This window comes from Flavobacterium aquiphilum, from assembly GCF_027111335.1.
Taxonomy (GTDB): Bacteria; Bacteroidota; Bacteroidia; order Flavobacteriales; family Flavobacteriaceae; genus Flavobacterium; species Flavobacterium aquiphilum.
Map to the genome: position 1 here is coordinate 423649 of NZ_CP114288.1, position 20782 is coordinate 444430.

A 20782-nucleotide genomic window follows, 5' to 3' on the forward strand; every position below is an offset into this window, starting at 1 on the left:
CAGCAGATTTTGATAATTACTTTAGAATAGCTTAGAAACAAGCTCGTTTGAAATAATTATGCAATCTCAGGAGGGGGAGTATGGCTTTCAAAACAAAATTCCTCAACATTAAAGGAATAAAATGGATTGTTGTTTTGAGCCGTTGATGAAGAAAATTGAACCAAATTTAAAAGATCAATTTGGTTGACAAACAATGTTTTTAATTTGATTTCCAATTGATTTTCCGAATCGTTTTTCTCAGTAGTTTCGTAATAACTGTATTTTTCCTTTTCCAAAAAAACAGAAAGCTTGTCACTAATCCAAATTATGGAAAAAGTGGCCATCAGAAATATAAAAAATAGTTTAAAAACGCTGTTTTTCATATTTCAAAACTAACGATAAACACCTGCATTTACAAGGATTATAAGAATAAATTAAGATTTTATGTCTAAAAAAAACAAAGTTCGGCGATCGCCTTTTTTAGAGGGGCAATAATTAATTTTTTTGCAGAATTTAGCCTCTTGACCCTTCTTTTTTTAGGGGATAGTAATGCTTTTTAGGCTATTTAAAAATGACAAACCGCAAATTCGCAACTTTCCATCTCAAAACATTTGAAATAATTTGCGAATTTGCGGTTAAAATCTTTACAGTCTTTGCGGATTACAAGAACCTACAAATTCGCAAAGAAATCATTCCCTTTATCATCAGTAATAATAAACGCAGGGAAATCTTTAATGGTGATTTTACGAACGGCTTCCATTCCTAATTCTTCGAAGTCAACAACCTCAACTGAAAGAATATTCTCTTTCGCCAAAATAGCCGCAGGACCTCCAATAGAACCCAAATAGAATCCGCCATACGTTTTACAGGCATTCATCACATCTTTGGTTCTGTTTCCTTTTGCAAGCATTACCATGCTTCCGCCGTTCTTTTGGAATTCCTCCACATAAACGTCCATTCTACCTGCAGTTGTTGGTCCAAAACTTCCCGAAGGCATTCCTTCCGGTGTTTTTGCAGGACCTGCGTAATAGATTGGGTGGTTTTTAAAGTAATCCGGCATTGGTTTCCCAGCATCCAATAATTCTTTGATTTTGGCGTGGGCAATATCACGCGCCACAATCAAGGTTCCGTTTAGTTTCAAACGTGTTTTGATTGGGTATTGTGATAATTTTTTAAGAATATCTGCCATCGGTTGGTTCAAATCTATCTCAACCGCTTCTTCCAAATGTGGTGCTGTTTCAGGCAGCAAGCGTTTTGGGTTTACTTCCAATTGTTCTACAAAAATTCCGTCTTTGGTAATTTTCCCTTTGATATTTCGGTCGGCAGAACAAGAAACTCCCAATCCAACCGGACAAGAAGCCGCGTGACGTGGCAAACGGATTACTCGAACGTCGTGGGTGAAATATTTACCTCCAAATTGCGCTCCAATGGCACTCTGTTGGCAAATTAACTGTACTCTTTTTTCCCATTCCAAATCACGGAAAGCCTGACCTGCCATGTTTCCTGAAGTCGGAAGATTGTCAAAATAACCCGCCGATGCTTTTTTTACGGCAGCCAAATTCGCTTCCGCAGAAGTTCCTCCAATCACTAAAGCCAAGTGATACGGCGGACAAGCCGAAGTTCCCAAATCCATTATTTTGGCACGGATGAAAGCATCCAATGATTTTTCGTTTAATAATGATTTTGTTTGTTGGTATAAATAGGTTTTATTCGCAGATCCTCCTCCTTTTGCCAAAAACAAAAACTCGTAAGAAGCTCCTTTTTTTGCATAAATATCAATTTGCGCCGGAAGATTCGAACCTGAATTTTTTTCTTCAAACATGCTGATTGGCACAATTTGGGAATAGCGAAGGTTTCTTTCTTGATACGTGTTAAAAATCCCTTTTGAAAGCCATTCTGCGTCATCGACACCTGTATATACATTTTCTCCTTTTTTGGCCATTACAATCGCTGTTCCGGTGTCCTGGCATGATGGCAACTCCCCGTCGATGGCAACAACTGCATTTTGCAATAAATTATAAGCCACAAATCGGTCATTGTCGGTTGCTTCCGGATCATCAAGAATGGCTCTTAATTTTTCCAAATGCGAAGTACGTAACATAAAAGAAACGTCTTTCAAGGCTTCTTGTGCCAAAAGCTCCAAGCCTTTTGGATCAATGGTCAGAATTTCTCTGTCGCCTAGTTTTTCGGTTTTTACAAAATCGGAAGTGATTTTACGGTATTGGGTATCGTCTTTTAAAATTGGATAAGGATCCTGGTATATAAATTCCATAATTTGAGTTTTTTTAAACAACGTCAAATATAAGAATTGTAGAAGGAATTTATTGCGATTTATATCAACTAATGGTTTAGAATTGTTATAAATTAAAGGGGTTTTGGATTGTCTAAAAATGACGGTTTTCCAAAAATCGACCAAACATTTAACGAATTAAAACCCGTTGCCACAATATCTATCGTTCCTAACCAACGGATTAAAATCCATTGCCACAATATCAATCATTCCTAACCAACGGATTAAAATCCATTGCTACAATATCTATCGTTCCTAACCAACGGATTAAAATCCGTTGCTACAATACTAATCGTTCCTACGGAACTTTTACATTTTTGCTTCTATTAAAAAAACCAGCTCGCCACGAAAATCGCAGTAATCACACAGATTAAATCCACCAAAAGCATTGTTTGCAATGCGTAACGGGTGTTTTTGATGTTAACCGAACCAAAGTAAACCGCAATCACGTAGAAGGTGCTTTCGGCACTGCACTGAAAAATACTGCTCAATCTTCCGGTCAGGGAATCGGCACCAAAAGTATTCATCGAATCAATCAAAAATCCTCTTGATCCCGCAGAACTAAACGGTCTAAGCAATGCAACCGGCAAAGCGTCGGTGATTTCTTTGCTTACGCCCATGTTCGAGAAAGCAAAAGAAATCCAATTGCTGATAATTTCAAACAAACCACTGTTTCTAAACAACGAAATCGCCACCAACATCCCCAAAACATAAGGAAAAATGGTTACCCCCGTTTTTACTCCGTTATTCGCTCCCGATACAAAAGCTTCAAAAACGGTAGTTTTTGCTTCGATGAATTTCTTTTCCTTAGCAAATGACAAAATCAAAGTGGCAACAATAATCACAACCAAAATCAATGCGGAAAGATTCGAAGTAAAATAATTTTTACCAATTAAATCCAAATGGTTTACATACATCAGCAAGCCAACAATAGCGGCAATCAAGGCCATCAATGAAACCACCAAAGAGGCGCTTTTGAAATTGATTTTCTGCCTGATTCCAACGATTAGGAAAGCAGCGATCGTTCCAATAAACGAAGTGATAATACAAGGCAACATTACATCCGCAGGGTTCGTCGCATTTGCAGCGGCGCGATAACCAATTATCGAAGTGGCAATCAATGTTAGTCCCGATGCGTGCAGACACATGAACATAATTTGGGCATCACTCGCCTTGTCTTTTTCGGGATTTAATTCCTGTAAGCTTTCCATGGCTTTCAACCCAAAAGGCGTTGCGGCGGAATCCAATCCAAGGAAATTGGCGGCAAAGTTTAAAGTCATATAGGAAATCGAAGGGTGATTTTTGGGAACACTCGGAAACACTTTAACAAATACCGGACTCAATACTTTTGCCAGTTTTTCGGAGGCTCCGGATATAATTAAAAGCTCCATCAATCCGCAGAAAAAGGCCAGATAAGCCATCAATGGCAAAATCAAATCAACCAAAGTATTCTTGCACGTAGGCAATAATCCATCCGATTTTTGAACCCCGCTGAAGATTTTTACGGTTTTATTTTTATAAACATAAGTAGTGTCAGCATTTAGCGTATCGCGGTTGATAATCATCGTTTGATCCTTTGCTTTCTTGATACTGTCTTTTATGAAAACAGGTACTTGCTCGATATATTTTTCGGAAATTAAAATAGGGTCATCTTTTTTTCCATTTAAAACGAAATCCAAACTGTAGCTGTTTCCTGTAAACAAACTAATAGCAACGAATACAATTGACGAAATGAAAATAACCAACCAAAATCTACTTAATACCATAATTTATAATTTTTGTAAAAATATTTAAAAAAATTCAACCGCAAATTCGCAAATTAAAATAATGAAAATTTACTAAGCTAACTAAAAATCTAATTTGCGAATTTGCGGTAAATTAAAATTATTACACATGAATAATCTCTTCCTCAATCAGTAAATCTTCTCGGCGGAGGCGAAGGAAAATCTGAGCCACGGCAATGGTGTCTTTTTCGCAATAAGTCACAATTCTGTCAATGTCTTTTTCAACATAAAAAACATGCCCAACCTGACTTCCGTCAATATCGCCTTTTGGCGATGGGATACCGAGAACTTTACACATTAACTTAAGCGAGGTAAAATGCTTATAATCACCAAATTTCCACAGCTCCAACGTATCCAGATGAGGAATTTCCCAAGGTTTTTTACCAAATAAATTCAGCTTGTCGGGAATGGGGATTTGGTTGATAATCATTCGGCGGGCTATAAATGGAATATCAAATTCTTTGGCATTATGACCACACAAAAGGTGTTGCGGTTGCCCGAAATGATTATTCAGTAGATTATTGAAGTCTTTCAATATTTTGGTTTCGTCACCAAAAAAAGAGGTAACCCTAAAATTTCGAATGTCACCTTTGATAACAAAAAAGCCTACCGAAATGCAGACGATTTTCCCAAATTCGGCCCAAATTCCGGCACGGTCATAGAATTCTTCTCCCGAAAATTCGTCTTTGCGTTGGTATTGGGTTTTTAGTTCCCAAAGACTTTTTATTTCATCGTCGAGGGAATTGTAATCGGCGGTTTCCGGAACGGTTTCAATATCAAGGAAAAGGATATTGTTAAGGTTTATTTTTTCAATCATTTTTAGACTTTCATTAGACAACTTTGACTTATAGACGACTTTGATTTGCAGAACTAAAAATCTAAGATAGTCTAATTATCTTACAATCAAAAAGGTCTAAACTAAAATAAACTTTGCTGAGTCGTTGGATTTTCGTGTTCTAACAGCCATTTTTTTCGCCACAATCCTCCGGCATAGCCTGTGAGAGAGCCATCAGTCCCAATAACTCGGTGGCAAGGCACAACTATCCAAAGCGGATTTTTCCCATTGGCGGAAGCCACTGCGCGAATTGCTTTGACATCTCCCATGATTTTGGACTGTTCCAAATACGTTCTGGTTCTTCCGTACGGAATCTCTAATAATGATTTCCAGACTTTTTGTTGGAATTCGGTTCCTTTTGGATTGAGTTTGAAGTCAAAATGGATTCGTTTTCCTTCGAAATAATCGTTGAGCTGTAAAACGGCTTCCAGCAAAACAATTGGAATTTCAGCTGAAACAGTTCCTTCATCCGAAACGGAAATTACGGATATACCATTTTCATCGCCTGTAATTGTGGCAATTCCTAAAGGTGTTTTGATATAAACTGTTTCCATCACTTAGAATTTTAAACCGCGAAGTTCGCAAAGAATTACGCAAAGCTTTGCGATCTTGGCGTAATTCTTTGCGAACTTCGCGGTTAAATATTGTACTATTTCAAATTGGAAGAAATGTAAGCTTCCAATGCTTCTAATTCTTCGTCTGACATTTCTTCAGTGATAGCAAAGTTGGTTTTCATCACTTCGAACTGACTTGGATCTACCAGAGGTTTACTGTCACCTTTTAAAAACGTAACAATGTCACCATTTTTCTCTTTGTAGATTTTGGCGATTTCCTGAATGCTTGGCCCAACAACCTTTTGATCAACTTGGTGGCAAGCAACACAATTTCCTTTGCCTTCAAAAATCTCTTTTCCTAATGCTTCCGGAGTTTTGGCTTCTATGGCGGTTTCTTCAGGCTTGCCAAATGGTTCTTGGCTTTCTTTTTTACAAGACAAAAAAGATAAAACTGCAAATAAAAATACTATTTTCTTCATTTTTTATTTGTTTAAAAGAATGGCGGCTTCTTTGGCAAAATAAGTCGAAATCAGGCTCGCTCCTGCTCTTTTGATACACATTAACTGCTCCATCATAATTTTGTCGTTATCGAGCCATCCTCTTTCGGCAGCGGCTTTGATCATCGCATATTCACCCGAAACGTGAAAAACCGTTACCGGAACATTCACGGCATTTGTAACCTCGCGGACGATGTCCAAATAAGCAATTCCCGGTTTTACCATCACCATGTCGGCACCTTCCTCAACATCCCAAACCGCTTCTTTGATAGCTTCAATGCGGTTCGCATAATCCATTTGGTATGTTTTTTTGTCTTTTGGAACCACAACATCGGCTTCTCTTGGCGCACTGTCCAACGCATCACGGAAAGGTCCGTAAAATGCCGAAGCATACTTCGCCGAATAACTCATAATCCCCACATTGTGGAAACCTGCGGCGTCCAATCCTTCGCGCAAGCGTAACACGCGTCCGTCCATCATATCCGATGGCGCTACAAAATCGGCTCCGGCTTGAGCATGTGAAACTGCCATTTTAACCAAAGCATCATTGGTAGAATCATTTTCTACATCGCCATTGGCAATGATTCCATCGTGTCCGTAAATAGAATAAGGATCCAAAGCTACATCCGGCATTACAATCATCTCTGGACAGGCTTCTTTAATAGCTCGAATCGCCTGTTGCATCAGTCCGTTTGGGTTCCAAGCTTCGACACCTGCGTTGTCTTTCAGGTTTTCGCTTACTTTTACATAAATATTCACTGCGCGAATTCCCAAAGCGTAAATCTCTTTGACTTCCTCAACCGTTAAATCTATTGAACGGCGAAAAATCCCCGGCATTGATGGTATTTCAACCTTTACATTTTCGCCTTCGGCTATAAACATCGGGAACATAAAATCGGATGGGCTTAATGTGGTTTCGCGAACTAAACATCTAATTGATTCGCTGGTTCTTAATCTTCTACCTCGGTGTAATGGAAACATATGATTTATGATTTTAGATTAAAGATTGCTGATTTATGATTTGATCGTGATTACAAACTTCTGCAATCAAAAATCGTTAATCATCAATCTACAATCCATTCTTTAGGGTTTTCTAATACTTTCAATAATTTTTCTTCTTCGCTTCCCGCTTCCGGATGATGATCATACACCCACTGCACGTGTGGCGGTAAACTCATCAGGATGCTTTCTATTCTTCCGTTGGTTTTTAGACCAAATAAAGTGCCTTTATCGTGAACCAAATTGAATTCTACATAACGTCCTCGACGGATTTCCTGCCAAGTTCTATTCGCTTCGGTATAAGGAAGATTTTTTCTTTTTTCAACTATTGGAACATAGGCTTCAAGGAAACTATTTCCTACTTCGGTAACAAAATTGTACCAATCCTCCATTGACATTTGCTCATTTGCTTTGCAATAATCAAAGAACAAACCACCAATTCCGCGGGCTTCATTTCGGTGTGCGTTCCAAAAATAGTTGTCACACTGCTTTTTATATTTTGGGTAAAAGTCTGGATTGTGTTTGTCACAAGCTGTTTTACAGGTTTGATGAAAATGAACGGCATCTTCCTCAAACAAATAATAAGGCGTTAAATCCTGACCACCACCGAACCATTGCTGAATTACGTTTCCGTTTTCATCATACATTTCGAAGTAACGCCAATTAGCATGAACCGTTGGCACCATTGGATTTTTGGGATGCAAAACTAAACTCAGTCCACAGGCAAAAAAATCGGCTTCGCCTACATTGAACATTTTTTGCATGGTTTCGGGCAATTTTCCGTGAACAGCTGAAATATTAACACCTCCTTTTTCGAAAACTTTTCCGTTTTCAATAACACGTGTTCTTCCACCGCCACCTTCAGAGCGTTCCCACAAATCCTCACGAAATTTGGTCTGACCATCAACTGCCTCTAATCCTGCTACAATTTGGTCTTGAAGGTTTTGTATGTATTGATAAAATTTGTCTTTCATTATTAATTTCCTTTCAAGGCAGATAACTTATTTAAAATCCCAAACGAAAAAACTTTGCTTTCCTTTTGGATATAATTGTAAATAGCAAGGGCTTTTTCTTTAAAATCGAACTGACTTTCCTTCGAAAATGCCACTAAAAAATCAGCGAACATCTCCAATTGATTCCAATCCAAATGAAGTCTTTGCAAATGAACAATCAATTCGGCTGAATTGAATTGCTGGAGACTTTCGACATTCATCGCCAAGTCTTTCAATTCATTTTCCAAATAAAGGAGATCTTCCAAATTCCAAAATTTAGGCACATACACCAATGACATCAGCTTTTTGAGCACGTTGTCAATGCGAATACTTTCCTGGTCTCTTAAGCCTTTGTTTAGCATTTTTTATTGATTGTTGGTCAAAAGTTGTACGCTGATAGTCGCTGATGATTTTCCCAACAACTATCGACTAACAACTGTCAACTATTTTTTTTCATATTCCTTAACCGCATCCACAAACGCTTTGGCGTGATCGACAGGAATATTTGGTAAAATTCCGTGGCCTAAATTGGCAATATATTTGTCTTTTCCGAATTCGTCAATCATTTCGTGAACCATTTTCTTGATGGTCGGGATTGGAGAAAGCAATCTTGAAGGGTCAAAATTTCCTTGTAAAGTCACGTTTCCACCGGACAAATAACGGGCATTTCTTGGCGTACAAGTCCAATCTACTCCCAAAGCCGAGGCTTTACTTTTTCCCATTTCGTTAAGGGCAAACCAACATCCTTTTCCGAACACAATCACAGGAGTGATTTCGGCCAAAGCATCAACGATTTGGTTGATGTATTTCCATGAAAATTCCTGATAATCTGTTGGAGAAAGCATTCCACCCCAAGAATCAAAAATCTGAACTGCATTTACACCTGCTTTTACTTTTTCTTTCAAGTATAAAATAGTCGTGTCAGTGATTTTTTGTAGTAAAGTGTGCGCCGCTACCGGATTGGAGAAACAAAACCCTTTGGCAGTATCAAAACTTTTCGAACCTTTTCCTTCTACAGCGTAGCAGAAAATCGTCCAAGGCGAACCGGCAAAACCAATCAGCGGAACCTCATCGTTCAGCATTTCTTTGGTCAATTTCACGGCATCCATCACATAACCCAAAGTCTCCTCAATATTCGGAACAAAAACCTGATTCACCTGTTCCATTGTGCGGATTGGATTTGGAATTATTGGCCCCAAATTATCTTTCAATTCTACATGAATTCCCATTGCCCTTGGCACTACCAAAATATCCGAAAACAAAATTGCGGCATCCGGACCAACAATTCTAATAGGTTGAACCGTAATTTCGGCAGCCAATTCCGGAGTTTCGCAGCGAGTGAAAAAATCATATTTATCACGCAAAGCCCTGAATTCTGGCAAATATCTTCCTGCCTGACGCATCATCCAAACCGGCGGGCGTTGTACTGTTTCTCCTTTTAATGCTTTTAAAAATAGGTCGTTCTTTAACATGAGTTTCTATATTTAAACCCGACAGGTTTTTAGAACCTGTCGGGTTTGTTATTGTTATTTGTATTCTTCGATTACGGCTTCAATAACATCTTCAATCGTCGGCTCTTCGGCAATGATGATGTTTTTAGTTTTATTTTCTAATGCTGATGCGGTGGTTTCGCCAATGCAAAAGCAAATTTCGTTTTGGATTTTGTTATTGGTCAAATAACTTTCAACGGCTGAAGGGCTAAAAAACAGAATCCCATCAAACTTTTCCAGATTGGATATTTTAAAAGGCGCTAATTTGGTTTGATAAACCTCAATTTCATTAAAAGTGATGCCTGCACTCTTTAATGCTTTTGGCAAGGTTTCTTTGCGTAGATTTCCACTGAAAAAAGTATAGCTTTCCTTGTTGTAGATCAAAGTAATTATTTCTGCCAATTCCGATGCATAATCCATATAGGCCTCTACTTTAAAGCCGTGATGCTCCAATAATTCTTTGGTTTTTATCCCTACACAAAAAACGCTTTTAGATTTAAGCATTTCCCAGCCATTTTGTTCTGTCAAACTTAAAACAGCATTTTGACTACTGAAAATCAAATTAGTATTGATCTTGTCTAATTCGAAAATAGTATTTTTAATTTCGATGAAATCTTGTTCTAAAAGATCAAAATTGGCATCAAGAAATACTTGTCGTTGCTCAGCTGATAAGGTTTTGGTTGACAGAATACTTGTTTGAGTCATTACTTTTTCAAATTTTTTTTAATTTCCGCCATCAATTCACTTCCTCCATTGTCCAAAATTTCTTTTGCTAAATTGTATCCTAGTTTTTTCCATTCTTCGATAGGAACAACTTTGTGGACTTCAATTTTTTGTTTTCCGTCAATGGAAAATAAAACACCTTTGAAATCAAGGGTATCTTCCTCTTCGTTATATTTTGCTAAAGCCCCGATCGGTGCGGTACAACCGCCTTCGAGAGTTTTGAGGAATTGTCTTTCGATATGGGTACATACTTCGGTTTCTATATCGTTCAACTGCGCAACTGCATCACGGCAAAAATCGTCCTCGGCCATTGCCACAACAACCATCGCTCCTTGTGCAGGCGCTGGAATCATCCAATCAAGATTAATGTAATTTTCGGGTTTTAGATTGATACGCTCCAATCCTGCTGCGGCAAAAACGGCACCGCTCCAATCGTTTTCCTGTAGTTTTTGCATGCGGGTATTCACGTTTCCGCGCAAATCGACTACAGTGTGATTCGGGTATTTATTCCACCATTGTGCCTGACGGCGTAAACTTCCTGTGGCGATGGTTCCAGTTCCTTCTAGAAAATCAAGGTTTCCTTTGTGAATCAGAATATCCAAAGTATTGGCCCGTTCCAAAACCGCCGCCTGAACAATTCCGATAGGCAAAGCAGTTGGAACGTCTTTCATGGAATGCACGGCAATATCGACCTGCCCATTGATCATGGCAATGTCAAGCGTTTTCGTAAAAATTCCGGTTATTCCTAGTTCATAAAGGGGTTTGTCGAGAATAATATCGCCTTGTGATTTTACGGCAATGATTTCAGTTTTATAACCTAAATCGTTTAGTTTTTTTTCTACCGTATGAGCTTGCCATAAAGCAAGTTCACTGTCACGGGTTCCTATTCGTATTGTTTTTTCTGCCATTTTTTGTTTTTTACCATTAAGATATTAAGAGTCATTAAGCTTTATGTTGAAAATAAGTTGATTAATTTTTGACTCAAACTTAATTTTCTTAATATCTTAATGGTTCAAATTTCTTTTATAGTAACGTTTAGTCAATTAATCTTGCAAAATAATCATTTACAAGTGGTTTCATTGATTTTGTTATGTTTAAAGTGTTAAAATTAATTAATAATCCTTGAGGTCTTTGCAATAATTTCATGTATGTAAGTAGTTGCGCTTCATGAATTGGCAAAAGGTTTTCTATCGCTTTTAATTCAACAACCACGCAATCATTCACAAGTAAATCAATTCTTAAATCAGATTCTAATTCAAGGTCATAATAATCTATTTTAACAACTAATTGTTGTTTAACATCGTATCCGTTTTGTTCTAATTCATATTTAAGACATTGCTCATAAACGCTTTCTAAAAGTCCGGGTCCTAAAGCTTTATGTACTTTAATGGCAAAACCTGTAATTTCATAAGCTAATTGAGTAACTTCTTTTTTTGTCATAGAACTTTTTTCTTTTTTACCATTAAGATAATTTTTACCATTAAGATATTAAGGTTATTAAGCCTACTTTTATAAATACAAAAGTTAATTTATCTTAATCCCTTAATGGTTCATTTTTTTTAATTAAGTGTTTAATGATTAAACTACTTAGCAATTGTTGCTAATTGAAAAACTTTTTCGATCCAATCGATGCTCTCATCTACCATTGTGTCTTCATTTTTAAGATGGTTGGCAAAATGGGTCGTGATTTTTTGAATGATTCTAGAGCTGATGATTTCGGCTTGTTCTTCGTTGAAGTTGGACATTTTTTTGCTTTGAAAATCCAATTCCGAATTTTTAATCGTATTCAGCTTCTCTTTCAAGGCGTTAATCGTTGGAGCAAACTTTCTTGCTTTTGTCCAAGCGATAAATTCATCCTTTATTTCTTCAATAATAGCCTCAGCTGCTGGGATATGGGCTTTTCTGTTTTCCAATGTCTCGTCAGTCATCTGTGACAAATCATCCATGTGAATCAAAGTCACGCCTTCAAGGTCTTTCACGTTTTCGTGAACATTTTTCGGAATAGACAAATCCAAAATCAACATCGGTTTTTTCAAGTTCAGAATGGCTTTGTCGATAGTTGGATTTTGAGCTCCTGTCGCAACAACCACTACATCGGCTTTTTGCAATTCAATATGTAGTTCCGAGTAATCCTTAACAATAAGGTTCAATTTTCCGGCCAATTTCTCGGCTTTGTCTTTGGTTCTGTTGATTAAGGTGATATGCTCGTTTTTGGTGTGTTTTACTAAATTCTCACAGGTATTTCTTCCGATTTTCCCCGTTCCAAAAAGTAAAATGTTTTTGTTTCCAATGTCCGGAACGTTCTTGATAATATATTGAACCGAAGCAAAAGATACCGAAGTGGCACCTGAACTGATTTCGGTTTCATTTTTGATTTTTTTGCTGGATTGAATCACCGCGTTCACCAATCTTTCCATAAAAGCGTTAGCAAGACCCATTGCTTTGGCTTCGGCAAAACCGTTCCGAATTTGACTGATGATTTCAAAATCGCCTAAAATTTGGCTGTCCAAACCTGTTCCTACACGAAATAAATGCGAAATAGCTTCCTGATTTTTATAAACATAAGCCACTTTTTGAAAATCCTCAACAGTTCCGTTGCTGTTCTCGCAAAGTAATTTTATCAATTGATAAGGATGTTCGGCATAGCCGTAAATTTCGGTTCTATTACAAGTCGAAGTCACGAATAAACTCTGGATTCCCTCTTTTTTGGCCTGTTCCAAAAGACGGGTTTGAGCTGATGTATCTAAGCTAAATTTACCTCTGATCTCTGCATCAGCTTTTTTGTAGCTTAAGCCGATAGAGTAGAAAAATTGATGCTTCGAGCCGTTATGATTTTCCATATATTCACTTTCATATAAAGTATTACAAAATTATTATTATCGTTTGTATAAAAATAACGCCAAAAGTTCTTTTTGTGTCGCTGTATGCTTTTTTGGATTTAATTCGTTATTTTATAATAAAAACTGCTATTTTTGTGGCATTAATGAGGGTCGGATTACGACTTGTTTAGAGCGATTCTAAATAAATAATTAAAAAAAGATTTTTTTATCTGTAAAAAAAATATCGCTATGGGTTCACATGAAATTATAACAATTGAAGAAGATTTTACCCTACTTCGTTTTCAAAATGACAGTGATGTTACTTTTCAGGCGCAACATGAAGTGAGTAATGGCTTGATTCAATTCCATTTTGGATTAAAGGGCAAAGCCAAATTTAACTTTAATCAAGGGAGTTATGTATTGGATTTGAATGAGGAGAAGTCGTACCTGTTCTACAATCCACAAAAGGAATTACCACTCAATTTGGAATTGGCACCAAATACGTGGGTAATATCGATATTAATTTCGATTCAAAAATTTCACAGGCTATTTTCAAACGATGCCGGACATATCCCCTTTTTGAGCGAAGAAAACAAGGATAAAAAATATTACAAAGAGGGAGACATAAGCCCTTCTATGGCAATTGTGTTGAGCCAATTGTTTCATTATAATTTGAATCCTTCCATCAAGAATCTATATTATAAAGGCAAAGGATACGAATTATTGAGTCTGTATTTTAATCGCTCCGAAGATCCAAACGCTGAACAATGTCCGTTTTTGATTGATGAAGAAAATGTCTATAAAATCAAAAAAGCCAAAGAAATCATCATTGCCAATATGGCTGAACCCCCTGGATTGCAGGAATTGGCAGACGAAATTGGTTTGACCTTAAAGAAACTCAAAATGGGTTTTAAGCAAATTTACGGCGACACCGTTTATGGCTATCTTTTTGATTACAAAATGGATTATGCACGTCAATTGTTAGACAGTGGTTCGTATAATGTCAATGAAGTGGGATTGAAAATTGGGTACAGCACCGGAAGCCATTTTATTGCCGCTTTCAAAAAGAAATTTGCAACAACGCCAAAGAAATATTTGATGTCGATTAATTCGAATGTTTAAATCAACATATCAAATTTCTATATCCAACAATAAACAAAAAATAATTTAGTCCAATTTATTCAAAAGTCAGTTTAGTTACTTTTGAAACATCAAAAAATATAAAAACAAACAAATGAAAGGCGCACTATTAATCAATTTAGGTTCACCCGAAAGTCCAACCCCAAAAGACGTAAAACCCTATTTAGACGAATTTCTAATGGACAAATACGTGATTGATGTTCCGTATTTGTTGCGCGCATTTTTGGTTCGCGGTCTTATCCTTAGAAAAAGACCTGAAAAAGCGGCAGCCGCTTACGCAAAAGTATGGACTGCTGAAGGCTCGCCTTTGGTAGTGATTTCCAAAAGAATGCACAAAAAAGTGAAACCGCTGGCCAATGTTCCAGTGGCTTTGGCAATGCGCTACGGAAATCCTTCCCTGTTTGCCGGTTTACAGGAACTTCAGGATAAAGGCGTTACCGAAGTATTGCTTGTTCCTTTGTATCCACATCATGCTATGTCTTCAACAGTTACGGTTCTCGACAAGGCTGAAGAAATCAGAAAAAAGCATTTTCCGAACATGAAATTCACATCTGTTCCTGCTTTTTACAACAAACCCGATTACATCAAAAACCTTTCGGATTCTATTCAAAAACACTTGAACGGATTTGATTACGATCACCTTTTATTTTCGTATCATGGACTTCCTGAGCGTCATATCCGCAAGACAGACGTGACCAAATCACATTGCAAAATTGACGGTTCTTGTTGCAGCACGCCATCGCTTGCTCACGAATTTTGCTACCGCCACCAATCTTATGAAACCACAAGACTAGTAGTTGAAGCACTAGGAATTCCCGAAGGCAAATACAGCCAAACTTTTCAATCACGCTTGGCGGGAGACAAATGGCTAGAACCGTACACCGATGTCGAAGTGAATAAATTACCCGAGAAAGGAATTAAAAATTTAGCAATTGTAACTCCTGCTTTTGTTGCCGATTGTTTAGAAACCCTTGAAGAAATTGCAATGGAAGCCAACCATCAATTCAAAGAACATGGAGGTGAGAATTTCAAAGCTATTCCTTGTTTGAATGATGATGACGAATGGTGCGCTACGGTTGCAAAATGGATTAATGATTGGGCAGAAAGAAAATAGAGAATAGAACAAAGAAAAAAGACATTCATAAATGGAACTTTACAATTACCTCAAATCCCTGCATATCATCTTTGTGGTTACCTGGTTTGCGGGTTTATTCTACATCGTCCGATTGTTTGTGTACCAAATAGAGGCCGCTGATAAACCCTCTCCGGAAAAAGAAATCCTGCAAAAACAATACAATCTTATGTCCTACCGATTGTGGTACATTATTACATGGCCAAGTGCCATTTTTGCCAGTATTTTTGCCTTTTGGATGCTGTTTTTTACCGATATGGGAAGCGCTTGGTTAAAAATGCCTTGGATGCATGTAAAACTTGGTTTTGTTTTTGTGCTATATTTATACCATTTAAAATGTCAGCAAATTTTCAGTCAATTACAAAGAAACGAAGTAAAATACACGACCAATTTTATGCGTTTATGGAATGAAATTGCTACTATAATCTTATTTGCTGTTGTGTTTTTGGTGGTATTAAAAAATGCCGTGAATTGGATTTATGGAGTGATTGGTATTTTCTTGTTTTCGATTACTATTATGTTGGGTTTTAAATTTTATAAACGAATAAGAGAACGCAATAGTAATCAGTAACCAATTATTAGTATTCAGATGTTGGCATAAAAACCAAGACGCTGAGCACAAGTTACTAACTGAATACTTAAAAACCGAATGCTGAATACTAAAAAAATATGCTAAAATTAAAGATTCCCATAATTTCATTGCGTATTAGAATCTTTCTTTCAATGGTTATATTGATCATTGCGACCTCACTTTTGCTCATAACCATTTCCATCTTTCAATACAAAACAGTAGCCAAAGAATACAATCAAAAGCGGATTGAAAACATGGAATTTTATGTAAAGGAGCATATCAACTATATGTTGTCCAACACGACTTATCCACTTACGGATGACAACATAAAACTGATCTTCAAAGATAAAATCCACGAAATATCCGATATTCAAAATACTGAAATTCAGATTTATTCATTGGATGGGAAATTGCTAAATTCCTCCAAAGAATCCTTTGCCATAGCGACACAAACACCTACTATATCAAAATTCATCCTTCGTTTAGTCAATGCCTCTATTGACAAAAGATTTGTAGAAATCAAAACTATTAACGGAATCAAGTACCGTTCCTCTTACAGTCTTATAAAAAACAAAAAATTCAAACCTATTGGGGTACTGAAATTACCCAATGTTCCGGATGATGGTTATTATGAAAAAAAACTAAACAACTTCTTGGTCAGCCTTTTACAGGTGTATGCTATTATGATTGCCATGGCTTTTGGACTGGCCTATATTCTTTCTTCTTTTATCACAAAACCTATTTATGATTTTGCCGAAAAATTAAGAGAAACAAGTTTGAACCAAAAGAACGAAAAAATTCCGTTTTCAGCCAAAATAAAAGAAATCAATATGCTTTTGCTGGCCTACAACAGAATGATTGAAGAGCTCGAAAAAAACGCTATTGTTCTCGCCCAAAACGAACGTGACCTAGCCTGGAGGGAAATGGCCAAACAAGTAGCGCATGAAATTAAAAATCCGTTAACGCCAATGCGACTCTCTATACAGAGTTTTCAGCGAAAATTTCAGCCAGACGATCCAAACATAAAGCAAAAACTAAACGATTTTTCTGAATCTTTAATTCAGCAAATAGACACTATGAGCGCCGTTGCTTCGGCTTTTTCCGACTTTGCCTCCATGCCTGCCCAGCAAAACGAAGTACTGGATGTGGTAGAAGTAGTAGAACTTACGTTGGATATTTTTCATGAAGATTTTATTGTTTTTGAATGTTCCGAAAAAGAAATTATCTCCAAAATTGACCGTACACAACTCATCCGTATAATTACCAATTTGATCAAAAATGCCATTCAGGCGATTCCGGAAAATCAGGAAACCAAAATGATCTTGGTTACTGTAGAAAAAATAGACCAAGAAGTAGTTATCACGGTAAAAGACAACGGAACCGGAATAAATCCGGAGCACGTCAATAACGTCTTTGAACCTAAATTTACCACCAAAAATAGCGGTATGGGTTTAGGGCTTGGAATTATCAAAAACATAATCGAAAACTACAACGGAACGATTACCTTTGAAACTAAATTTGGAAGAGGTACTATCTTCATTGTCACCCTGCCGATCATTAACTCTTAACTACATAACTACAAAAAAATGAACTACAAAAATCTTTTGATTACAATAGAAAACAACATCGCAACAGTTGTTATCAATAGACCAACCAAGCTAAACGCTTTGAATATTGAAACCATCAATGATTTGCACAAAGCCATAAAAGTATTGGGAAAAAACAAAGAAATTCAGGCTATTATCCTAACTGGTTCGGGCGAAAAAGCATTTGTGGCCGGAGCAGATATTTCAGAATTTGCCCATTTTACCATAGAAGAGGGAACCCAATTGTCTTCACAAGGACACCAAAGACTTTTTGATTATATAGAAAACCTGAAAACGCCTGTCATAGCAGCTGTCAACGGATTTGCTTTGGGAGGTGGGCTGGAATTGGCAATGGCCTGCCATATCAGAGTTGCTTCAGACAACGCCAAAATGGGATTACCCGAAGTTTCTCTAGGTGTGATTCCGGGTTATGGAGGAACACAACGTTTACCACAATTGGTTGGTAAAGGCCGCGCGATGGAAATGATTATGACTGCCGACATGATTACTGCCGAACAAGCCAAACAATATGGATTGGTAAATCACGTAGTACCGCAAGCCGATTTAATTGATTTTTGCACAGGTATTGCACAAAAAATAATGAAAAACTCTCCATTAGCAATTGGTAGAGCTATAAAAGCAATCAATGCCAATTTTACCGATGGAAAGAACGGTTATGAAACTGAAATCAAAAACTTTGGAAAATGCTTTGGAACCGAAGATTTCAACGAAGGTACGAAGGCGTTTTTGGAGAAAAGAAAGGCTGTTTTTTCGGGGAAATAGTTAGAACTTTAAATCAACGGCTAAATTCGAAAAAATAATATTCAAATATCAAATTATTATAATATTTTGATATTCAAATATCAAAATATTATATTTTTTTAATATCATAATATCAAATTATTATATATTTGTATCTAAAATAGATACAGAAATGATAAATAGAACCCAACAATCTGAAATTGATTCTTATCTTTTTAAAGGAAAAGCGATATTGATTTTCGGCGCACGCCAAGTAGGAAAGACATCTTTGATTAAAAACACCATCAAAAGTAAAGCTGTTTTATGGCTGAATGGCGATGAGCCTGACACGCAACTTTTGCTCGAAAATATCACTACAGACCGATTGAAGGCTTTGATTGGAAACAATACTATTTTGGTAATTGATGAAGCACAAATGGTTCATAATATTGGCTTGTTAATCAAACGAATGGTAGATAGTTTTCCTGAGATTCAAGTTATTGCTTCGGGGAGTAGCGCTTTTGAATTGGCAGATAAAACCAAAGAATCGATGATGGGCAGGAAGGAAGAATTGCAACTTTTCCCATTAACTTATAGTGAAATGGCGAATCATACTAATTTTGTTGAAGAAACGAGATTGGTTCCCCATCGATTGGTTTTTGGCTATTATCCTGAAGTAGTGAACAATCCCGGGAAAGAAGAAAAAATTCTCAATGATTTAGTCGACGGCTTTTTATATAAAGATATTTTGAATCTTGACGGTATAAAAAAATCGTCTACATTGCAAAAATTGGTTCAAATGTTGGCGTATAGAATTGGCTCTGAAATAAATTACAACTCATTAGGCAATGATTTGGGAATAAATCGATTGACTGTAGAAAAATATATTGACATCCTAGAGAAAAATTTCATTGTTTTTAGCTTAAACGCTTTTAGTCAAAATCAAGATAACGAATTAAGAAAGGGAAAAAAAATATATTTTTGGGACAACGGTTTAAGAAATAGAATTATCAAAAATTTTAATCCAATAGAACTTCGGGATGATATTGGGGCTTTATGGGAAAACTTTGTAATTAGTGAAAGAAAAAAAAAATTAATCTATCAGCAACAATACAAAGACACTCATTTTTGGAGAAATACCCAACAAGCCGAAATTGATTATTTGGAAATAAAAAACAATGAAATAGAAGCTTTCGAAATCAAATACAATCCAAATCAAAAGGTTCGTTTTACCAAGTCTTTCACTGAAAAATATCATCCAAAAACAACAGAGGTAATTCATAAAGAAAACTTTTGGAATTATTTGCTTTAAAAACAAAATCTCAACAAATCACTATGCCCGCGTTAGGGATAGCAGGCGATATCCTCACATCTCGTCTTTTGGGACGAGAGGAAAGATAAAGCCGAATAGCCCGACAGCATCCCGGTAAAAGGGCGCATAACCGCAAAGCTGATAGCCCTTTTATCGGGATGGTGGCACACCCAAAATGTTAAAAAAACAACTTTTGGTACTTCAAAAAAAAGGAGTATTTTTACGAACATTAAATTCAAAATGAACCCTTATTTTTTAATAAAAACTAAGGAAAACCAAATAAACAATAGATATGGCGACGAAAGAAAACAACAGTTCAGAGAAAGAAGCCAAGCTGAAAGCGCTACAGCTTACGCTTGACAAATTAGACAAAACATACGGAAAAGGAACTGTAATGAAAATGGGCGACAAAGCCATTGAAGAAGTGGAGGTTATTTCTTCAGGGTCTTTGGGAGTTGATTTGGCTTTGGGAGTTGGCGGTTATCCAAAAGGAAGAATTATAGAGATTTTTGGACCTGAATCTTCGGGTAAAACCACTTTGACGCTTCATGCTATTGCCGAGGCTCAAAAAGCAGGCGGAATTGCCGCATTTATTGATGCTGAGCACGCCTTTGACAGAAACTATGCCGAGAAATTGAACGTCGATATCGAAAACTTAATCATTTCGCAACCGGATAACGGAGAGCAAGCTCTTGAAATCGCCGAAAACTTGATTCGTTCAGGTGCGATTGACATTGTGGTTATTGACTCGGTTGCCGCATTAACTCCTAAGAGCGAGATTGAAGGCGAAATGGGAGATTCGAAAATGGGTCTTCACGCCCGTTTGATGTCTCAGGCTTTGAGAAAATTAACCGGAACAATCAGCAAAACAAACTGTACTGTATTCTTCATCAACCAATTGAGAGAAAAAATCGGGGTAATGTTTGGAAACCCTGAAACTACTACCGGGGGTAATGCCTTGAAGTTTTACGCTTCGGTACGTTTGGACATCCGTCGTTCTACCCAAATTAAAGACGGAGAAAACGTATTGGGTAACCGAACTAAAGTAAAAATCGTTAAAAACAAAGTGGCTCCGCCATTTAAAGTGGCCGAATTTGATATCATGTACGGTGAGGGAATTTCGAAAACCGGTGAGATCCTGGATCTTGCAGTAGAGTTTGAAATCATCAAAAAATCAGGTTCTTGGTTTAGTTATGGTGAAACCAAATTAGGTCAAGGCCGTGATGCCGTGAAAACGTTGATAAAGGACAATCCTGAATTGGCTGACGAACTTGAAGAAAAAATCAAAAATCAGATTAAGGAATTAGCTGAAGTATAAAAACTGAAAAAACCGTCTCG

At 37.0% G+C, this 20782-nt stretch carries 21 protein-coding genes; 7 read left to right on the forward strand and 14 right to left on the reverse strand.

The genetic code is table 11. The features are described from left to right. Positions 1-56: 56 nt before the first annotated feature. The 14 genes from OZP12_RS01610 to hemA all read right to left on the reverse strand — a co-directional run bounded on the left by OZP12_RS01610 (position 57) and on the right by hemA (position 12983). The gene (locus OZP12_RS01610) at positions 57-362 is read right to left on the reverse strand and encodes a hypothetical protein (protein ID WP_281227312.1); all 306 of its coding nucleotides are present in this window, start codon (positions 360-362) and stop codon (positions 57-59) included. A gap of 287 nt (positions 363-649) precedes the next feature. Next, a complete protein-coding gene (locus OZP12_RS01615) occupies positions 650-2251 on the reverse strand; it encodes a fumarate hydratase (RefSeq protein WP_281227313.1) in 1602 nt (533 codons plus the stop codon). 344 nt (positions 2252-2595) lie between these two features. Then, positions 2596-4035, reverse strand: coding sequence for a nucleoside recognition domain-containing protein (locus OZP12_RS01620; protein WP_281227314.1), 1440 nt, complete (start codon positions 4033-4035; stop codon positions 2596-2598). Positions 4036-4156: 121 nt separating this feature from the next. Further along, on the reverse strand, positions 4157-4870 hold the full coding sequence (locus OZP12_RS01625; RefSeq protein ID WP_281227315.1) for a 3'-5' exonuclease: 714 nt from the start codon (positions 4868-4870) through the stop codon (positions 4157-4159). A 101-nt stretch (positions 4871-4971) separates the two neighbouring features. Further along, on the reverse strand, positions 4972-5442 hold the full coding sequence (locus tag OZP12_RS01630; protein ID WP_281227316.1) for a methylated-DNA--[protein]-cysteine S-methyltransferase: 471 nt from the start codon (positions 5440-5442) through the stop codon (positions 4972-4974). Between the two features lie 95 nt (positions 5443-5537). Continuing rightward, positions 5538-5921 carry a c-type cytochrome gene (locus OZP12_RS01635; RefSeq protein WP_281227317.1) on the reverse strand — a complete coding sequence of 128 codons (384 nt, stop codon included), beginning with the start codon at positions 5919-5921 and terminating at the stop codon, positions 5538-5540. A gap of 3 nt (positions 5922-5924) precedes the next feature. After that, the gene (hemB, locus tag OZP12_RS01640) at positions 5925-6920 is read right to left on the reverse strand and encodes a porphobilinogen synthase (RefSeq protein ID WP_281227318.1); all 996 of its coding nucleotides are present in this window, start codon (positions 6918-6920) and stop codon (positions 5925-5927) included. An 83-nt stretch (positions 6921-7003) separates the two neighbouring features. Beyond that, positions 7004-7912 (reverse strand): oxygen-dependent coproporphyrinogen oxidase, encoded by a 909-nt coding sequence (gene hemF / locus OZP12_RS01645; protein WP_281227319.1) that lies wholly within the window; start codon positions 7910-7912, stop codon positions 7004-7006. A gap of 2 nt (positions 7913-7914) precedes the next feature. Continuing rightward, positions 7915-8292, reverse strand: coding sequence for a hypothetical protein (locus OZP12_RS01650; RefSeq protein ID WP_281227320.1), 378 nt, complete (start codon positions 8290-8292; stop codon positions 7915-7917). Positions 8293-8373: 81 nt separating this feature from the next. Continuing rightward, the gene (gene hemE / locus OZP12_RS01655) at positions 8374-9402 is read right to left on the reverse strand and encodes a uroporphyrinogen decarboxylase (RefSeq protein ID WP_281227321.1); all 1029 of its coding nucleotides are present in this window, start codon (positions 9400-9402) and stop codon (positions 8374-8376) included. 54 nt (positions 9403-9456) lie between these two features. Continuing rightward, positions 9457-10125, reverse strand: a complete 669-nt coding sequence (locus OZP12_RS01660) for a uroporphyrinogen-III synthase (RefSeq protein WP_281227322.1) — start codon at positions 10123-10125, stop codon at positions 9457-9459. Then, a complete protein-coding gene (gene hemC, locus OZP12_RS01665; RefSeq protein ID WP_281227323.1) occupies positions 10125-11051 on the reverse strand; it encodes a hydroxymethylbilane synthase in 927 nt (308 codons plus the stop codon). Before hemC ends, OZP12_RS01660 begins: the two co-directional genes overlap by 1 nt. 127 nt (positions 11052-11178) lie before the next feature. Next, entirely contained in the window at positions 11179-11583 is a 405-nt protein-coding gene (locus OZP12_RS01670; RefSeq protein ID WP_281227324.1) for a GxxExxY protein, read from the reverse strand. A gap of 143 nt (positions 11584-11726) precedes the next feature. Beyond that, complete coding sequence (gene hemA / locus OZP12_RS01675; protein WP_281227325.1) at positions 11727-12983, reverse strand: glutamyl-tRNA reductase; 1257 nt, start codon at positions 12981-12983, stop codon at positions 11727-11729. A gap of 228 nt (positions 12984-13211) precedes the next feature. Between hemA and OZP12_RS01680 the strand changes: the two genes are divergently transcribed. The 7 genes from OZP12_RS01680 to recA all read left to right on the forward strand — a co-directional run bounded on the left by OZP12_RS01680 (position 13212) and on the right by recA (position 20762). Continuing rightward, positions 13212-14084 carry an AraC family transcriptional regulator gene (locus OZP12_RS01680; protein WP_281227326.1) on the forward strand — a complete coding sequence of 291 codons (873 nt, stop codon included), beginning with the start codon at positions 13212-13214 and terminating at the stop codon, positions 14082-14084. A gap of 112 nt (positions 14085-14196) precedes the next feature. Beyond that, the gene (gene hemH / locus OZP12_RS01685) at positions 14197-15216 is read left to right on the forward strand and encodes a ferrochelatase (protein ID WP_281227327.1); all 1020 of its coding nucleotides are present in this window, start codon (positions 14197-14199) and stop codon (positions 15214-15216) included. A 31-nt stretch (positions 15217-15247) separates the two neighbouring features. Further along, positions 15248-15805, forward strand: coding sequence for a CopD family protein (locus tag OZP12_RS01690; RefSeq protein ID WP_281227328.1), 558 nt, complete (start codon positions 15248-15250; stop codon positions 15803-15805). Between the two features lie 152 nt (positions 15806-15957). Further along, positions 15958-17373: a sensor histidine kinase gene (locus OZP12_RS01695; protein ID WP_281227329.1), complete on the forward strand. Its 1416-nt coding sequence runs from the start codon at positions 15958-15960 to the stop codon at positions 17371-17373. Positions 17374-17391: 18 nt separating this feature from the next. Continuing rightward, complete coding sequence (locus OZP12_RS01700) at positions 17392-18174, forward strand: enoyl-CoA hydratase/isomerase family protein (RefSeq protein ID WP_281227330.1); 783 nt, start codon at positions 17392-17394, stop codon at positions 18172-18174. A 151-nt stretch (positions 18175-18325) separates the two neighbouring features. Continuing rightward, positions 18326-19444 (forward strand): ATP-binding protein, encoded by a 1119-nt coding sequence (locus tag OZP12_RS01705; RefSeq protein ID WP_281227331.1) that lies wholly within the window; start codon positions 18326-18328, stop codon positions 19442-19444. Between the two features lie 292 nt (positions 19445-19736). Next, the gene (recA, locus tag OZP12_RS01710; protein WP_281227332.1) at positions 19737-20762 is read left to right on the forward strand and encodes a recombinase RecA; all 1026 of its coding nucleotides are present in this window, start codon (positions 19737-19739) and stop codon (positions 20760-20762) included. Positions 20763-20782: the final 20 nt, after the last annotated feature.

Coding starts and splice junctions, on each gene's coding strand:
- OZP12_RS01610 (WP_281227312.1), bottom strand. CDS start 362: ATGAAAAACAGCGTTTTTAAACTATTTTTTATATTTCTGATGGCCACT.
- OZP12_RS01615 (WP_281227313.1), bottom strand. CDS start 2,251: ATGGAATTTATATACCAGGATCCTTATCCAATTTTAAAAGACGATACC.
- OZP12_RS01620 (WP_281227314.1), bottom strand. CDS start 4,035: ATGGTATTAAGTAGATTTTGGTTGGTTATTTTCATTTCGTCAATTGTA.
- OZP12_RS01625 (WP_281227315.1), bottom strand. CDS start 4,870: ATGATTGAAAAAATAAACCTTAACAATATCCTTTTCCTTGATATTGAA.
- OZP12_RS01630 (WP_281227316.1), bottom strand. CDS start 5,442: ATGGAAACAGTTTATATCAAAACACCTTTAGGAATTGCCACAATTACA.
- OZP12_RS01635 (WP_281227317.1), bottom strand. CDS start 5,921: ATGAAGAAAATAGTATTTTTATTTGCAGTTTTATCTTTTTTGTCTTGT.
- hemB (WP_281227318.1), bottom strand. CDS start 6,920: ATGTTTCCATTACACCGAGGTAGAAGATTAAGAACCAGCGAATCAATT.
- hemF (WP_281227319.1), bottom strand. CDS start 7,912: ATGAAAGACAAATTTTATCAATACATACAAAACCTTCAAGACCAAATT.
- OZP12_RS01650 (WP_281227320.1), bottom strand. CDS start 8,292: ATGCTAAACAAAGGCTTAAGAGACCAGGAAAGTATTCGCATTGACAAC.
- hemE (WP_281227321.1), bottom strand. CDS start 9,402: ATGTTAAAGAACGACCTATTTTTAAAAGCATTAAAAGGAGAAACAGTA.
- OZP12_RS01660 (WP_281227322.1), bottom strand. CDS start 10,125: ATGACTCAAACAAGTATTCTGTCAACCAAAACCTTATCAGCTGAGCAA.
- hemC (WP_281227323.1), bottom strand. CDS start 11,051: ATGGCAGAAAAAACAATACGAATAGGAACCCGTGACAGTGAACTTGCT.
- OZP12_RS01670 (WP_281227324.1), bottom strand. CDS start 11,583: ATGACAAAAAAAGAAGTTACTCAATTAGCTTATGAAATTACAGGTTTT.
- hemA (WP_281227325.1), bottom strand. CDS start 12,983: ATGGAAAATCATAACGGCTCGAAGCATCAATTTTTCTACTCTATCGGC.
- OZP12_RS01680 (WP_281227326.1), top strand. CDS start 13,212: ATGGGTTCACATGAAATTATAACAATTGAAGAAGATTTTACCCTACTT.
- hemH (WP_281227327.1), top strand. CDS start 14,197: ATGAAAGGCGCACTATTAATCAATTTAGGTTCACCCGAAAGTCCAACC.
- OZP12_RS01690 (WP_281227328.1), top strand. CDS start 15,248: ATGGAACTTTACAATTACCTCAAATCCCTGCATATCATCTTTGTGGTT.
- OZP12_RS01695 (WP_281227329.1), top strand. CDS start 15,958: ATGGTTATATTGATCATTGCGACCTCACTTTTGCTCATAACCATTTCC.
- OZP12_RS01700 (WP_281227330.1), top strand. CDS start 17,392: ATGAACTACAAAAATCTTTTGATTACAATAGAAAACAACATCGCAACA.
- OZP12_RS01705 (WP_281227331.1), top strand. CDS start 18,326: ATGATAAATAGAACCCAACAATCTGAAATTGATTCTTATCTTTTTAAA.
- recA (WP_281227332.1), top strand. CDS start 19,737: ATGGCGACGAAAGAAAACAACAGTTCAGAGAAAGAAGCCAAGCTGAAA.